Source organism: Streptomyces tanashiensis (assembly GCF_014648895.1).
GTDB classification, from domain to species: Bacteria; Actinomycetota; Actinomycetes; order Streptomycetales; family Streptomycetaceae; genus Streptomyces; species Streptomyces tanashiensis.
Genome location: NZ_BMRZ01000002.1, coordinates 628,456 through 643,850 on the forward strand (window position 1 = coordinate 628,456; position 15,395 = coordinate 643,850).

Genomic DNA, 15,395 nt, shown 5'->3' on the forward strand with positions numbered 1-15,395 from the left:
CCTCGCGCCTGGAACACGGTGCCACCTCGGGGATCGACGTCACCAAGGCCCGTCGCGGCCAACTTCCTCCCGCTGTGGACCAGTTACTTCGAAGGCTCGCAGCATGAAGATCCGGGAAGAGCTATCGTCTGCGCTCGGGCCGGGGGGACACCGGGGAGGGGAGTGGCCACATGTGGGACCTGAGCAAGGACGACCCGAGGACGATCGGTTCGTTCCGGATCGTCGCGCGGCTCGGTAGCGGGGGGATGGGAACGGTCTACCTCGCCACGCAGGAGGACCGGGACAAGCATGTCGCCCTCAAGACGATCAAGAGTGAGTACGCGCAGGAGGAGGGTTTCCGGAGGCGGTTCACCCGGGAGGCGACGGCGGCGAGTTCGGTCCGGAGCCCGTACACGGTTCGCGTCGTCGGCTTCGACACCCAGGCGCGCGAGCCCTGGCTCGCCACGGAGTACGTCGAGGGCCTGTCGCTGCGCGAGCATGTACAGCAGCACGGCGCCCTGGACCTGCCCGCAGCAGTGGAACTCGCCCTCGGTCTCTCCTTCGGTCTGGCGTCCATCCACAAGGCGGGTCTGGTACACCGCGACCTCAAGCCCGGGAACGTGCTCCTCACGGACAACGGACCCAAGATCATCGACTTCGGCCTCGCCTACGCCACGGACTTCAGTCACGCCACCCGTACCGAGTCTGTTCTGGGCACCCCCGGCTACTTCTCCCCCGAACAGGTACAGGGACGGCAGGTCAGCGCAGCATCGGACGTTTTCGCTCTCGGCGCCGTCCTGACCTTCGCCTCGTCTGGAGATCACGCCTTCCCGGGCATCACCCCCCTCACCGCCCAGTACCACATCGTCCACGAGGAGCCACGCCTATCGGACGTACACGAAGAGCTGAGGGACCTCATCGCCGCGTGCATGCACAAGGACCCTCACGAGCGGCCACCCCTCAGTGACACACTCGCCCACCTGACCTCCTTGCGTTCCTACGGACACAAGAAGACCGCGGCGGCCTTTCGCCGGTCACGTCCCGCGGGCCCGAGGCCGACGGCGCCTCCTGACGAGTCTTCCACGGTCGTCCCCGCCCACGCTTCCCGGAGCCGTACGGGAAGATGGGCCGTTCTCGCCGTGTCCGGCGCGCTCCTGCTGGCCACCGGAGCGGCCGCCGGGCGACTGGTCTCTCCGCCGACCTCCTCGGCCATCGCGCTCAACGATGCACCAACCGTGGAACCGACGGTGGAGGAGCCGACGGAAGAGCCGACGGAAGAGCCGACGACGGAGGCAGACGTGTACAGGAGCCTGCCGGGCTCGCTCTCGTTCAGTCCTGCGGCGAAGAAGTGCGTCATCAGCGAGGGCCTGGGCCTGGACACGGCCAGCCAGGGCTTCAGTATCTCGGTGACTCCCGTGGCCTACCGCCGCGGCTGGCTCACCGAGGCCGTCATCAACATCACCAACGATCGTGCCCAGACAGTCGACGAACCGCCAGTGGTTCACGTGCAACTACCCAAGGGTGAGGACATCTCGCTCACGATGCCCCGGGGGAAGCGCACATGGTCCTTCCGATGGCCCGACATCTTGAAGACAGCGACAACGGACGAAATGCCACGCGCCTACGAGGTGATGGAACCGAGGGAACTGTTCGGCACATACACGATCATCATCGTCGACTACTCGATCATGGCGTGTAATGGCTTCGAAGGTGACCCCAGGGATGCCACTGCGGCCTTTTCCTGACGCGGGCGCACCTCCTACTGCCGGGCACGCTGAATGCAGACGAAGGCTCGGGCAGTCGCACCAGGGAAGGCCGCCGTCAGTCGGCACCACGCCGGAAGGTTGCGCGGTAGTCCCTTGGGCGTCGTCCGGTGTGCTTGGCGAAGAGAGCAGCGAAGGTTCCGGAGTCCTTGTACCCGACGGCGGTGGAGATGCTGGCGACGGTTCGGTCCGTGGTCTCAAGGAGGTGGCGGGCGCGACGGACGCGCGACGACTGTAGGTACTCGAGAGGACTCCGGCCGGTCGCGTCTGCGAAGCGCCGCAGCAGAGTCCGAGTGCTGACCTTGAGTGTGTCCGCCAACGCGGCGAGGTCGTATGGGGCGGCGAGGTTCTGGTCGAGGTGACGCATGACCTTGCGGGAGAACTCGTTTCCGGGCTGTGGAAGGAGTCGCGTGTCGACGTACGGGGTCTGGGACGACCGCGCATTGTCGAGGAGCGCCACCCGCGCGGTTGTGCGTGCCACGTCGGCACCGCTGTGCTGGCGGATGAGTTCCAGTGCGAAGTCGTACATGGCGCTGAAGGCCGCCGTCGTCGTCACCCCGTTGTCGGTGACGACGAGACGTTCCGGTCGGACATCAGTCTCCGGACAGCGTCGAGCCAATTCGTCGGCGAGGAACCATGCCGTCGTGGCCCGGCGTCGGTTGAGGAGCCCTGCCTCGGCGAGCAGGAACGCACCGACGCAGATCGAGACGACGACATCACCCGCAGCTGCGTGTGAGCGGATCGCCGCAATCTCAGGGGCGAGGGCTACGAGCTTCGCGTCCACGTCGAGGCCCGGCGCGAGGTCGAACCCTGGCACGACAAGAACGTCGACCTCGCGCAGCGGAGAGACGGCCAACGCCGCACCACCTGATGCGGCGACGCGACGACGAGGCGAAACAATCGACACCTCGTAGCCGGCGCGGTCCGGACCGGCAACGTGTGCGGCCATCGTCAACAGATCGGGTACACCGAACACCTCGGACGCGAAGCAGCCTGGATAGGCCAGGACACCAACCCGCAGCGCGCTCACGCTCGCCTCCTGAGCATCATGCCTATGGCGAGATCACCCCTTTACATGGCGATGCAGCCTATCGCCTTGGCGGGTAGATCAGTCCACGCTGTCGCCATGAGTGCTCCCAACGGACGTCTTGACGACGCGATCACGGACTTCTCCCGCCGACTGGTGGACGTGGACGGGGTGGTGAAGACGGTGTATGCCGCGGGTTCCGGGCCGGCCGTCGTGCTGATGCCAGAGATGCCCGGTATCAGTCCTGACGTCCTTCGGCTGGCGCGGTGGGTGCGTGATGCGGGCTTCACCGTCTACGTCCCCTCGCTCTTCGGGGTCGACGGCGCCTATCCCACGGTCGAGGGTAGTGAGGAGGTAGTCCGTCGCGCGTGCGTCAGTGCCGAGTTCCGTGCGTTCGCGGGAGGCGGCACCAGCCCCGTCGCGGCGTGGCTGCGCGGGCTGGCGCGCCAAGCCCACGCAGAGTGCGGCGGTCCGGGAGTCGGTGCGATCGGGCTGTGCTTCACCGGCAACTTCGCCCTCACCATGGCGATGGAGCTGGCCGTCATCGCGCCAGTGGTCAACCACCCGTCACTGCCGCTGGACGATCCCGGCGGACTCGAGATGAGCGAAGAGGACGCCCGCGCGGTCCAAGACCGCGTCGCGCGCGACGGACTGAAGATCCTCGCCTACCGCTTCGACGACGACCGCTGGTGCACCGGGCAGCGCTTCGCCGCGTACCAAGCACTCCTCGGCGACGCCTTCGACGGCCGCGTCCTTCCGGGCAGTTCTGCGAACACGAACCCGCCCCCGTTCTTCCGCAAGGTGGTCGGGTCCCCCCACAGCGTCGTCACCGCCCACCTCGTCGACGAGGACGGACATCCCACGCTGAAGGCCAGGGACGAGATCCTCGCCTTCCTGACCGAACGCTTGAGCCGGTCTGCACACTCGCTGGATCAGTGAACATCCACAGACGACCCTGTCGGATCTTCCGGACCGGTCGCGGCGGCCGAAACCCGATCCCGTTCCTCCATGGACTGCTCGACCAGACGGAGCGGCGGCCGCGGGGATGCGGAGTCTGCTTCATCTCGTTCGACACGGACCCACGGCCGTCCGACTCCCCGGGCCCTGGGGCAGCCCTCGGGCCCACGACCGACCGTCATCCCGCGTGCGCGTCTGGTCAGCCGCCGCCCAGCACACTGGGGAAGGGCCCCGCCCCCGGGGCGAACCGGGGTGGGGCCCTTCCTGTTCGTGCTGCTCGTTCGGGCTACTCCTGGACGGTGCGGCGGCGCCGCATCCACCACACCAGGGCCGCGCCGGTGGCGGCGATCGCCGCGGCGATGCCGGAGATCAGGCCGATCGGGGTGTCCGATCCGGTGTCGGCGAGGCCGCCGTCCGGGTCCGGCCGGTTCGCCGGAGGCGTCGCGCCCCCACTGCCGCCGGTGTCACCGTTGCCGGGCTTGGTCGGGTCCGGGCCCGGCGACGTGGGCGGATCGGTCGGGACGGTCGGCTTCGGCGTCGGCGTCGGCTTCGGGTCGGGCTTCCCGTCATCCGTCAGGGCGGCGCCGTTGCCACCCAGGAACGCGGTGTCGCTGTCGCGGGCGGAGGTCTCGGTGCGCACGGAGTCCTTCGTCGCGCGGGGCAGTTCACGGTGCTGGGCGGTGAACTCGGCGCCGGTGACGTTCCGCTTGGGGGCCTTGGCGAAGTCGATGCCGCCGACGAAGAACGTGTAGATCCGGCCGTCGCCGAGGGGCCATTCGTAGGTGAAGTCGCCCTCGGTGAAGGACTTCACCATCTCCTTCCACACGGTCCGCTTGTCCCAGTGGGCGTTCTCACCGCGCAGCGGCCACCGCTTCAGGTTGTTGCTGTTGATGAGGGGGCGGAAGTCGGTGGCCTTCTTCGCGTCCTGCTGGCGGATCCACTCGGCCGCGACGCGGGACTTGTAGACGCGGCGCAGGTCAGCGTACTTGGGGTCGGTGTTGATCTGCTTCTCGACGTGCGGGACGAGAAGCTGGGTGATCAGCCGGTGGCCGAGCTCCTTCTCCTCCTTGCTCAGCTTCTTCGAGCAGTCCTCTCCCGGTACGGGGGTGGAGAAGTCCATCGCCGCGTGGTTGACCTCCAGCGGGGCGTCGAGGATGTAGATCCCGCCGTCCTGCTCGCGGACCTTCGCCCGGCCGGGAACGATCCAGTTGCGTCCCGATCCCCAGCACGGCACCCCGTCGACCTTGGGGGCGGCGTCCATGAACTCCTTGCCCGGGGACTTCTTGGGGTCCATGGCACGGGAGAAGTCCCGCTTCATCTCCATGTCGGCCACGAGGAGGACACGGCCGGCGTCGGTTTCACCGAACGCCTTGTCCATGATGGTGTCGGGCTGGTCGGGGTTGAGGTTCACCCACTGCCGGTCCGGGGTGAGCGCCAGCCACGTGAAAAGGGCGTCGGAGGCCAGTTCGAGCTTCGCCTGTCCGCCCCAGCCCGGGTTGTTGTCCTCATCGGGCATGAGGTCGGCCTTCATGGAGTAGTCCAGAGCCTTGCCCTTGACCGGGTTCCCGACGTACTGGAGCTCCAGAGTGGAGAAGTCCACCCCGCCCGGGCCCCGGCCGAGCGCGGACCGGGCGTTGTCCGCCACGTACTGGTTCTGCAACTGCCGGGCCTGGGCCGGGTTCTGTCCCGACCCGTAGGCCATCGAGGCGCCCGGTCCCTGGGTGCCGCGGTTCGGCAGCGGGTTGAACACGTTGTACGTCTTCGTGTACTTCGTCTGCGGCCACTGGCCCTTCGCGGTCGCCCGGCGCTCCGCGATCCGAATCGGGTTGTTCCCCGTCCCCCGCTCCGCCCGCAGCTTGTCGTTCTCGGCCTTGTAGTCGCGGAGGGTGGCCCCGTTCGGCTTCTCCGACGTGAACATCGTCAGACGGTTCCGGGTGAAGTCGTACTTCGCGTCCTTGTGCCGCAGGATGATCCTGTCGGCCCGGAGCTGGGCCGGCTTGCGCTTCCCGTCGGACTTGAACTCTCCGAACTCACCGGTGCGCTGGTTGTAGGAGTCGTACCGCCGGGACGCGATCTTGTTGCCGTCCTTGTCGAAGATCTCGATCGTGACCTCGCACAGCCAGTCAGGGCCGACCATGTTGAAGTCCTGGACCGCCTTGACCTCGAACACGCCCCCCTTCTGCTTGCTGACCTGCGCGCTGATCAGGTTGACCTTCCACTTGCCGAACGGCTTGGGGTTGTTCGACTCGTTGCGATGCCGCTTGTAGCGGGAGTAGATCGCCTTGCGCATGTCCTCCGGGTCCTTGGAGGCCGCATACGCCTTGTCCCACTTGTCGATGTCCTCGCGGCTGCCGGTGACCTGCCCCAGCTCGGCCGCAGTGGGCGCCGGAACGTCCTCGAAACCCTTGAACGCGTTGTTGTAGTAGTACTCCTCGTCCGGCCCGGACTTCGTCCAGTGGTGCTGCCCCGTCGGCGCCCCCGAGTTGTTCGGCGTACGCGGGACGGTCCTCTTCAGGTGCATCTGATCGCACCGCTTGCCACCGGTGATCTTCGCGTAGTTCCCGGGCGCGGCCGAAGCCACGGACGGCAGGCCGACCAGCAGCACCGCCGCCGAGGAAACGACCGCCAGCGCGGCAGATAGGCGCCTTTTCAGGCGCTGTCGTATAGATGTGCTCACTTAGTGTCCCTGGTCGTGGGGGCCACGGGACTCAAGACTGCGAGGGCAGGCCGGACAAGGGCCCCCGTATCGTGCCCGCTCCTGCCTACCCACCACACTAGAGGCCGTCAACACCTCACGTACAAGCGGTTGTTGACGCGTCGTGTGATGACTCCGCGAAGATCCTGCGCGGGTGACAGCGCGGTTCGGTAGGTTCTGGCCATGACCACACCGCACGCCGACTACGACTCCACCCGCCACCCCGACCTCCTGGTCTGGCTCACCGAACGCCAGGCGGCCTTCGAGAGCTGGGCCCGGGAAGCCGGCGGCCTCGACCGGTTCGACTTCTCCGACGCCTCCCTCGATGCCCTGGAAGACCTGGTCAAGGAGACGTTCGCCGAGTCGGAGGAGATCACCGCACAGCGCCGCTCCCCCTTCGTCCAGGGTGCCGTGTGGTACATCGGCGAGACCCTGCGCCGACGGCGCGAGGGCTGGGTATGGAAGTTCGAGCCGGACGTGACCTTCGGTCTGCTCCCGGCGTTCTATCCGGCGGTCCCGGACCCTGCGTACCTGGACACCCCCTGCGTCGGCGCACCCGACGCCAAGCCCGGCGAACACTGGTACCCCCTGAACACGCTGCGCCGACTCCTCACCACCGAAGACGAGTTCGACAACCCGATCGACGAACGGCTCGTCGGCATGATCGAAGGCTGGTACGACGAGGACGAGGAAGACGACGAGGAGGACGACGAGTGACTGGTGCCCGCTGTGCGGGCGCCAGGCCGTGTCTGATGAAAGGTACGGCGACTGACTGGTGCTTCGGTGGCCTTCCCGAAGCCTCGCGATGCCTGCTGCGCGACGGCACGGGCCCACCAGGTGTAAGGGACTTTCAGTTGTCACTTCCCAGACCGCGATCGGGTGCGCTCATGTCTCCCGTGGCGGGCGTGCCGTCGATCAGCCCGTAGCGCAGGAACACGGTGCCCTTCGGGCTGGCTGCCGGAGGTGCGAGGAGTGTGAGGTTGCTGGGCACCGCGCCCGTGTCGAACACCGTCTTCCCGACTCCGAGCACGATGGGGTGCAGCCAGAGGTCGAGACGGTCGAACAACTTCTCGCGCAGGAGGGTCTGCACGAGGTTCAGGCTCCCGACGACCTTCACGTGCTCGTGCCGGTCGCGGATCTCGCGCACGGCGTCGGCGAGGTCCGGGCCGAGCTGCGAGGACCCGGCCCACGAGAGGTCGGGCCTGCCGCGCGAGGCCACGTACTTCGGCACCCTGTTGAAGAGCGTGGCGATCTCGTTGTCCTCGCCGCCCTCCTGGTGCGGCCAGTAGGCGGCGAAGATGTCGTACGTCCGCCGGCCGAGCAGGAGAGCGTCCGTGCCTTCGTACGCGGCCAGGATCTGCGCCCCGGCGACCTCGTCCAGCAGGGGCGCCTGCCAGCCTCCGAAGGGGAAGCCCGCTGGGTCCTCGTCCGGGCCTCCGGGCGCCTGCGCGACGAGGTCGAGGGTCGCGAACAGTTCCATGTGGATGAGGCCCATGGCTTACTCCCGATGAGTGACTTACTCCCGATGAGTCATTTGCGTCCGTCAAGAGATCGCCCCGTGGGCGGCCGCCTGGCGTCAGCCTCACGGAGACGTTGTCCAGATTCACCTCCGGCACGGTCATCAGTCGGGCAGAGGCTCGTCCGATCTCGCCCACCCCTGCCCAAGCCGGAACTGGTCGCCGGGTTCGCATCCCCATCGACAAGAGCCATGCGCGGGCGAACCCTCGCTCCAGGAACTGCGTGTCGCGCGGCCTCGGGCCGCCGCTGGGTCAGGACCGCTCGACGGCGGCCTTGATCCGGAGACCGAAGGCGGGAGCATCCTTGCGAGCCGCGCGAAGCGCCGGTCCCAGCAGGATGCGGCCAAGTCCGTGGCCTTCGAGGACGTTGAAGATCCGGACCCGGGTACGGCCGTCAGTCAGTGGTTCGAGGTCATAGCCGCCCTCGGCCGTGATGAGGTTCTTGCTCTGCTCACTCCAGCGGATCGTGCGTGGCACTACCAGGCTGGTGATGCGGAACTCGCGGGAGCTCTTCATCCCGGCGTCCTTCACGGTGCTGCGGAAGACCGTCCCGACGGCGGTCGGTCCGTCCGGAGTCTTCGTGATCTCCAGGACCCTGGGGCTGAACTCGGGATCGTTGCGGCCGTCGGCGAGGTAGGCGAAAACATCCTCCACCGGGCGGTCGACCTCGACGCTGGCCTCGAACTCTCCGGACATTGCGGCTCCTCGCTGTGTGCCCGGCGTACGCTTCACGGCCAGGATCCCAGAGACACCCGACTGCCGCCTCCTGGCCGCGGGGCAGCGGCGTGCCGCTCCCCCGTGCGCGACGCCAGTCTCCACGCTGCGCCGGTATCCGGCACCTCGTGACGAACCTGCGCGTCATTCGGCCCGACTGCCTCCGGTACCGGGTCACCGTCAGGGCGTCGCGGAGTCCCGCAGAGCACGGGCGCGCGCTCTCGCGCCAGCGGCTCAGTGACTCCCCGTACGCCGCCCGGAAGGCTTTGCTGGAGGCGGGGCCCGCTGGGCTTCCGGCAGTGTCAGGGCGAACGGGCGGCTCGCGTCGTGGAAGGCCAGGGTGCCCGGCGTCAGAGGCGCGGCCCGGCCGTCCCGGACGAGGAGCGCCGAGCCCTCCAGCTGCGTTCGCGCGAAGACGTACGTCCGACCGTCCGCCGTCACGCCCTCGGGCATGCGCCGGACCAGGGCCGGTCCTGACGCCTCGGCGGCGATCTGGCGGTGGGTTGGCCATCACCCTGGTGAACCCCCGTGGACTGCCGGAAGTCGACGCCTACCGGCAGGTGTCGATCGCAACCGGATCGAGGTCGGTCCACGTCGCCGGACAGGTCGCCTGGGACGTCAACGGCATCACGGTGGGCGAAGGCGACCTCGCCGCCCAGGTCGAACAGTGCTACCTGAACATCGACACCGCCCTGACCGAGGTCGGCGCGTCGTTCGACGACGTGGCGAGACTGACCATCCACGTCGTCGACCGGACGCCCGGCACGATGCCCCAGCTCATGGAAGGCATGCCCGGGCGGTCACGAAGCTCGGGGTCACAGCCGTACCGCCCGGAACACTGCTGGGCGTCGCCGCGCCGGACATCCCCGAGCACCTGGTCGAGAGCGAGGCCACCGCCGTCTTCGACTGAACAGGCGCACCCGTCCGTACCAGGTGGCCGGCGTCGGGCTGTCAGTACCGGGCCTCCACTCCGGCAGCTCACACGACGCCGGCCCGTCATTGACCACTGTGGAACGCGGGGTGGCCGATGTCGTCGAGGTCAGACGTGGGGCCTGCTGGCGCACCGAAGGCGGCCTCGACCTCGACACCGAGGCCCACCTCGGAGGCCTCGAGAAGGCCGCCCGCACCCATGCGGAGGTGGCGGGCAAGCACCTCCCCCGGGAGCACTGACAGGTCCCGCCGCCGTGCCGCAATCCGGCCCCGCGCAAGACGTCTACGTACCGCCAGGAGACAAAGAGCCGCACCCGACGGATCGTCTCACCCTCCGCTCGACCCGCCGCTGGTGGGCGGATTCCCGGGGCGGGCCGGGATCGGCGGGGCGGGCGGCGGGGGGAGGGAGGGCTCATGGAGCCAGGACGCGAGCAGGCCGTCCAGCGGCTCGGCCGCGTAGCGGGCCACATGGGCGGCGAAGCCCGCGGTGGTCACCACGCCGTGGCGGTTCACGCCGGCCCAGTCGCGCACCATGCGGAAGAACGCCCCGTCACCCAGCGCGCAGCGGATCGCGTGCAACGCCAGGCCCCCACGCTGGTACAGGCGGTCGTCGAACATCAGCTTGCGGCCGGGGTCGGCCAGCACCAGATCCTGCGGCTGCGCGGCCAGCAATCGGTGTGCGGCAAGGGCCAGTTCCTGCGCGGTGCGACCGCCGGAGCGCTCCGACCAGAGCCATTCGGCGTACTTGGCGAAGCCCTCGTTCAGCCAGATGTGCCGCCAGTCGGCAATGGTCACACTGTTGCCGAACCACTGGTGCGCGAGCTCGTGGGCGATGAGCCGCTCCGAACCCCGCACGCCATCCACGTGGTTGGCGCCGAACAGGGCCAGTCCCTGGGCCTCCACCGGCACGTCCAGGTCCTCGTCGGCGACGACGACCGAGTACTCGCCCAGGGGGTAGGGGCCGAACAGTTCCTCGAAGAGCCGCATCATCGCAGGCTGCCGGGCGAAGTCCCGGGAGAACTTCGGCAGCAGATGCGCCGGTACGTGGGCGCTCTGCGGAACACCGCCGAGTCCTGGGTCGCCGAGCAGCACCGTCTGGTACATGCCGATGGACAGGCCGACCAGGTAGCTGGAGGTCGGGGCGGTCTGCTCGTACACCCACGTGGTCGTCGAGGCCTTGGTCGTCCGCGTCAGGAGCCGGCCGCCGGCCACCACCGCGTACGGAGAAGGGGTGTTGACCGAGAGCAGGTAGGAGGCCTTGTCGGCGGGCCGGTCGTTGCACGGGTACCAGGAAGGCGCACCGACCGGCTGGCTCGCGACGAGCGCGCCGTCGGCCAGCTCCTCCCAGCCGAGGCCGCCCCAGGGGCTGCGTACCGGCTTGGGGTTTCCCGACCACTGCACCTCCACGGTGAAGGCGACGCCGGCGGAGAGGGGCTTGGCCGGCCGGATGCGCAGCTTGCCGCCCCGGTGGGTGTAGTGGGGCGCCCGGCCGTTCACCTGGATCCGGCCGACCTTGAACGCGGCCAGGTCGAGGGCGAACTCGGTGAGCTGCGCCCGGCCGACGATCGCGCTGAGCCGGGCCGTACCGGCCAGCCGGTTGGGGCCGGGACGGTAGTCCAGAGCGATTTCGTACCGGTGCACGCGGTACCGGGGATCGCCGCTGGCCGGAAAGTACGAGTCCGACGCCGTTGTCCTCTGGCCGCTCACTGCCGCTTCCGCTCCCTGCACTGTGCTCGTACGCCGTAGCCCCTTCAGGACCGCCACGCCTCGATCGGATTGCCCAGCCAGCGGGTGTCGGCGGGGACGGATTCCCCGGCCATCACGAGAGAGGCGGGTCCCAGTGTGCTGCGGGCCCCGACCGTGCTTCCGGGCAGGACGATTCCGTTCGGGCCCAGGGTGGCGCCCTCGCGGAGCACCACAGTATCCGTCCTCAAGATCCGGTCGTGGAAGAGATGCGTCTGCAACACACAGCCGCGGTTCACGGTGACTGCGTCGCCCAGCCGCACCAGGTCCGTCTCGGGCAGCCAGTAGCTCTCGCACCACACGCCCCGGCCGATCCTGGCCCCCAGACCACGGAGCCACAGGGTGAGGACCGGCGTCCCTGGCACCGAACCGGCGAGCCAGGGCACGGCCAGGACCTCGACGAACGTGTCGGACAGTTCGTTGCGCCACACGAAGCCGCTCCACAACGGGTGCTCCCCCGTTCGGTGTCGGCCCACCAGCAGCCATTTCCCGGCCACGGAGACCACCGCGGCGGTCGCCCCGGCGCCGAGCATGACCGCTCCGGACAGCGCCGCGGCCCCCACGGCCCCGACGCCACTCGTCGCGATCAGGGCGCACAAAGCGGCCGCGGTCAGGACGGAGAGCGCGGCCGAGCAGAAGACCGGGACGAGCCGGCACAGCTCCACCAGGCCCCGGGCCCACAGCAGGTGCGCGGGCGGGTCGTAGGTACGGCTCCGATCCGCGCCGGCCGCGGATCGCGGCAGCTTGACCGGCGGCAGGCCCAGGTAGGAACTGCCCTTCTTGGCCTTCTTCGGAGTGGCCGACAGGACGCCGACCAGCCCCTCGTCGGGCACGCTACGGCCCGGCGCCGTCATTCCGGAGTTGCCGAGAAACGCCCGGCGGCCGATCTCGGAATGTCCGATGCGGACCCAGCCTCCGCCCAGTTCGCAAGGAGCGGTCAGGGTGTCGTCGGCGAGGAACGCGCCGTCACCCACGGTCGTCAGGCTCGGGAGCGCGAGCACCGTGGACACCTCGGCGCCCCGGCCGATCTTCATGCCGAGCAGCCGTAGCCACACGGGTGTGATCAGCCCGGCGTACAACGGGAACAGGGTCTCCCGGGAGAGGTCCATCAACTGCATGACGGTCCAGGCCTGCCAGCCGACCCGGCTGTGCGTCGGATGGGTCCCGGTCCGCAGCCCGAGGCTGAGCAGACGCACCGAGACGAGCAGGAGCAGCGCGTACGCGAACCCGAAGGCGAGCGCTCCCGGCACCACGGCCGTCAGCGCGCTGCGCAGGGCCTCGGCGAGCCGGGCGTCCGCGGGTACGAACAGACTGACGACGAGCAGCGCCGGCAGGGCGGCGAGCACGGTCAGGAGGGGGAGACAGAAGCCGGTCGCTCCGTACACGGCGCGCCAGCGGAAGGCCCGCGGCGGGCGCTCCTCGGGCCAGTTCCGCTTGGACTTGCCGAGCTTGACGGCGGGTACTCCGGCCCAGCGCTGACCGGTCGGGATCTGCCCGGTCACGGCGGAACCCGGGGCCACCTCGGCCCGCTTGCCGACCCGCGCGCCCGGGAAGAGCACGCTGCGGGTGCCGACGACCGCGCCCGCGCCGACCTTGACCGGGCCGATCTCCAGCCGGTCCCCGTCCAGCCAGTGCCCGTTGAGATCCACCTCGGACTCCACGGCGCACCCGCGTCCGAGCTTGAGCATGCCGGTCACGGGAGGCAGGGAGTGCAGGTCGACCTCCGGGCCGACCTTGGCACCGAGGGCCCGTGCGTAGCGCTCCAGCCAGGCCCCGGTGAGGGAGGTCGCGCCGACGTGGTCGGCCAGTCGTTCGGCCGTCCAGAGCCGCAGGTGCACACTTCCGCCGCGCGGGTAGCTTCCCGGCTCGACCCCGCGCAGCAGGACGCGTGCGCCGCCGGCCGCGAGGGCCAGCCGGCCGGGCGGGCTGTAGAGCAGGGTGGCGCCGGCGGCGACGAGCCACCAGGAGGCGGTGGGCGCCCACGGGTAGGAACCGAACCGGTGCAGGACGTTGCCCAGGGCGAGGAGCGCCACCATCCAGCGCAGTCCGACCAGAGTGAACAGCGGGAGCAGGAGCAGCGACTGCGTCACCTGGAACCGGAGCGGGACGGGAGCGACGGTCCGGGCCGCGCTGTCGGCCTGTACGGACCGCTCGAGGTGGCGGGCGAGCTTGCGCAGGGTGGGTTGCTGGTAGATGTCGACCACGGCCGCGCTCGGGTAGCGGGCGCGCAGCCGGGTGGTGAGCTGGGCGGCGGCAAGGCTGCCGCCGCCGATCGCGAAGAAGTCGTCGTCGGCACGGGTGACCGTCACTCCGAGGGTCTCGCTCCACCGCTCGGCGAGCCAGGCCTCGGTGCCGTAGAGCTGCTCGTCGGAGCCGGTGGACTCCAGGTCGGGCACCGGCCAGGGCAGCGCGTTCCGGTCCACCTTCCCGGAGGTACGGGTCGGCAGGTCGTCGACCGGCGCGAGGAGCGGCACGAGGGCCGCCGGGAGTTCGGCGCGCAGCCGCTCGACCGCCGCGGCATGGTCCCATCCCTCCTTTGTGACGAGGTAGCCGACAAGGAGCTGGTTGCCGCTGCGCGCGGTGCGGACGGCGGCGGCCGCTCCGGCGACGCCGGGCAGGGCCTGGAGTGCCGCGTCCACCTCGCCCAGTTCGATGCGGCGTCCACCGAGTTTGATCTGCTCGTCGCCCCGGCCGAGGAAGACGAGCCCTTCCGGCTCCGCGCGGACGAGGTCGCCGCTGCGGTAGGCGCGGTGCCAGCCGAGGGAGGCGAGCGGGGCGTACTTCTCGGCGTCCTTCGCGGGGTCGAGGTAGCGGGCCAGGCCGACGCCGCCGATCACGAGCTGGCCGCTGCCGCCCATGGGCACCGGCTCGCCGGACTCGTCGACGACGGCCATGTCCCATCCGTTCAGCGGAAGACCGATGCGGATCGGTTCCTCACCGGTCAGGAGCGATGCGCAGGCGACGACGGTGGCCTCGGTGGGACCGTACGTGTTCCAGACCTCGCGCCCCTCGGTCACCAGGCGCTGGGTCAGTTCGGGCGGGCAGGCCTCCCCACCGAAGATCAGCAACCGGACCTCGCCCAGGTCCTCGGGCTCCCAGAGCGCGGCCAGGGTCGGCACGGTGGAGACCACCGTGATCTCCTGTTCCACCAGCCAGGGACCGAGGTCGGCGCCACTGCGTACCTGGGAGCGCGGGACGGGCACGAGGCAGGCCCCGTGGCGCCAGGCCAGCCACATCTCCTCGCAGGAGGCGTCGAACGCGACCGACAGTCCGGCCATGACCCGGTCGCCGGGTCCGATCGGTTCCTCGGTGAGGAAGAGCGCGGCCTCGGCGTCCACGAAGGCGGCGGCGCTGCGGTGGCCGACGGCGACGCCCTTGGGCATGCCGGTGGAGCCGGAGGTGAAGAAGATCCACGCGTCGTGCTCAGGCCCGGGGCGGGCCGCGGGGGCGTGGCCGGGTTCGGGGTCGCCGGTGACCTCGACGGACTGTCCGGCGCCGAGCACCGCGCGCACCCCGGCCTCGCCGAAGACCAGGTCGGCCCGCTCGTCCGGGTCCTCGGCGTCGACCGGCACGTAGGCGGCCCCCGCGGCGAGCACGGCGAGGATGGCCACGTACAGCTCGTTGGTCCCGGAGGGCACGCGTACGCCGACCCGGTCGCCGCGCCCGACCCCGGCCGCGGCGAGGGCGCGGCGCCGCCGCTCGACCTCGGCTGCCAGCTCGTGATAGGTCAGCTGGGCGGAGCCGTCGTCGAGGGCGAACTCGTCGGGGTACGCCAGGACGGTCGCGTCGAGGATGTCGACGAGCGTACGGGGCGGGGCGGCGGGTCCGGCGGAGAACCGGGCCGCTTTGCCGGGCTCTTCGCGCGTCTCCCCGTCGTCGAGCAGAGTGAGTTCACCGCGCTCAGGTGTGGCTGACATCGGCCCTCGCGTCTCGCTCCCGGAACGTCCGGGTCGCCGGTGGAGCCCGGGTCTGCCCGGGTTGTTCCGATCCGACGCCAAACAGCCCGCCAGTCTAGTGCGCCGACGGGGATTTCCTTGTCGAATCCCTTGCGCGTTGCCGAGGAAATCCGG

The 15,395-nt window shown here is 69.8% G+C and carries 11 protein-coding genes and 1 pseudogene; 5 read left to right on the forward strand and 7 right to left on the reverse strand.

Annotated features, from left to right (window positions below):
• Positions 1 to 170: 170 nt before the first annotated feature.
• Positions 171 to 1,724: a serine/threonine-protein kinase gene (locus IE237_RS08510; protein ID WP_189801181.1), complete on the forward strand. Its 1,554-nt coding sequence runs from the start codon at positions 171 to 173 to the stop codon at positions 1,722 to 1,724.
• A 76-nt stretch (positions 1,725 to 1,800) separates the two neighbouring features.
• Here the strand turns inward: IE237_RS08510 and IE237_RS08515 are convergent, their stop codons facing one another.
• Positions 1,801 to 2,772: a GlxA family transcriptional regulator gene (locus tag IE237_RS08515; protein WP_189801182.1), complete on the reverse strand. Its 972-nt coding sequence runs from the start codon at positions 2,770 to 2,772 to the stop codon at positions 1,801 to 1,803.
• A 96-nt stretch (positions 2,773 to 2,868) separates the two neighbouring features.
• On the opposite strand from IE237_RS08515, the gene IE237_RS08520 reads away from it, so the two are divergent.
• Positions 2,869 to 3,708, forward strand: coding sequence for a dienelactone hydrolase family protein (locus tag IE237_RS08520; protein ID WP_189801183.1), 840 nt, complete (start codon positions 2,869 to 2,871; stop codon positions 3,706 to 3,708).
• Between the two features lie 304 nt (positions 3,709 to 4,012).
• Here IE237_RS08520 and IE237_RS08525 read toward each other — a convergent pair whose 3' ends face one another.
• Positions 4,013 to 6,331 carry a hypothetical protein gene (locus tag IE237_RS08525; RefSeq protein WP_189801184.1) on the reverse strand — a complete coding sequence of 773 codons (2,319 nt, stop codon included), beginning with the start codon at positions 6,329 to 6,331 and terminating at the stop codon, positions 4,013 to 4,015.
• A gap of 273 nt (positions 6,332 to 6,604) precedes the next feature.
• Here IE237_RS08525 and IE237_RS08530 point away from each other — a divergent pair, with 273 nt between their 5' ends.
• On the forward strand, positions 6,605 to 7,138 hold the full coding sequence (locus tag IE237_RS08530; RefSeq protein ID WP_189801185.1) for a hypothetical protein: 534 nt from the start codon (positions 6,605 to 6,607) through the stop codon (positions 7,136 to 7,138).
• Between the two features lie 133 nt (positions 7,139 to 7,271).
• Here the strand turns inward: IE237_RS08530 and IE237_RS08535 are convergent, their stop codons facing one another.
• The 3 genes from IE237_RS08535 to IE237_RS08545 all read right to left on the reverse strand — a co-directional run bounded on the left by IE237_RS08535 (position 7,272) and on the right by IE237_RS08545 (position 9,105).
• The gene (locus IE237_RS08535; protein WP_189801186.1) at positions 7,272 to 7,916 is read right to left on the reverse strand and encodes a dihydrofolate reductase family protein; all 645 of its coding nucleotides are present in this window, start codon (positions 7,914 to 7,916) and stop codon (positions 7,272 to 7,274) included.
• A gap of 274 nt (positions 7,917 to 8,190) precedes the next feature.
• Positions 8,191 to 8,634, reverse strand: a complete 444-nt coding sequence (locus tag IE237_RS08540) for an SRPBCC family protein (protein ID WP_189801187.1) — start codon at positions 8,632 to 8,634, stop codon at positions 8,191 to 8,193.
• A 252-nt stretch (positions 8,635 to 8,886) separates the two neighbouring features.
• On the reverse strand, positions 8,887 to 9,105 hold the full coding sequence (locus IE237_RS08545) for a hypothetical protein (RefSeq protein WP_189801188.1): 219 nt from the start codon (positions 9,103 to 9,105) through the stop codon (positions 8,887 to 8,889).
• A gap of 50 nt (positions 9,106 to 9,155) precedes the next feature.
• Between IE237_RS08545 and IE237_RS08550 the strand changes: the two are divergent.
• A pseudogene (locus IE237_RS08550) lies at positions 9,156 to 9,562 on the forward strand (RidA family protein).
• 110 nt (positions 9,563 to 9,672) lie between these two features.
• Complete coding sequence (locus IE237_RS08555; RefSeq protein WP_189801189.1) at positions 9,673 to 9,822, forward strand: hypothetical protein; 150 nt, start codon at positions 9,673 to 9,675, stop codon at positions 9,820 to 9,822.
• An 87-nt stretch (positions 9,823 to 9,909) separates the two neighbouring features.
• On the opposite strand, the gene IE237_RS08560 is transcribed toward IE237_RS08555, so the two are convergent.
• Together IE237_RS08560 and IE237_RS08565 are read right to left on the reverse strand one after the other, a co-directional pair.
• The gene (locus IE237_RS08560) at positions 9,910 to 11,289 is read right to left on the reverse strand and encodes a M1 family metallopeptidase (protein WP_189801190.1); all 1,380 of its coding nucleotides are present in this window, start codon (positions 11,287 to 11,289) and stop codon (positions 9,910 to 9,912) included.
• A 44-nt stretch (positions 11,290 to 11,333) separates the two neighbouring features.
• Complete coding sequence (locus IE237_RS08565) at positions 11,334 to 15,242, reverse strand: Pls/PosA family non-ribosomal peptide synthetase (RefSeq protein WP_189801191.1); 3,909 nt, start codon at positions 15,240 to 15,242, stop codon at positions 11,334 to 11,336.
• Positions 15,243 to 15,395: the final 153 nt, after the last annotated feature.

Bases quoted from the DNA above. Each gene is read 5' to 3' on its own strand.
- IE237_RS08520 (WP_189801183.1), top strand. From the start codon at position 2,869: ATGAGTGCTCCCAACGGACGTCTTGACGACGCGATCACGGACTTCTCC.
- IE237_RS08535 (WP_189801186.1), bottom strand. From the start codon at position 7,916: ATGGGCCTCATCCACATGGAACTGTTCGCGACCCTCGACCTCGTCGCG.
- IE237_RS08510 (WP_189801181.1), top strand. From the start codon at position 171: ATGTGGGACCTGAGCAAGGACGACCCGAGGACGATCGGTTCGTTCCGG.
- IE237_RS08530 (WP_189801185.1), top strand. From the start codon at position 6,605: ATGACCACACCGCACGCCGACTACGACTCCACCCGCCACCCCGACCTC.
- IE237_RS08565 (WP_189801191.1), bottom strand. From the start codon at position 15,242: ATGTCAGCCACACCTGAGCGCGGTGAACTCACTCTGCTCGACGACGGG.
- IE237_RS08540 (WP_189801187.1), bottom strand. From the start codon at position 8,634: ATGTCCGGAGAGTTCGAGGCCAGCGTCGAGGTCGACCGCCCGGTGGAG.
- IE237_RS08545 (WP_189801188.1), bottom strand. From the start codon at position 9,105: ATGCCCGAGGGCGTGACGGCGGACGGTCGGACGTACGTCTTCGCGCGA.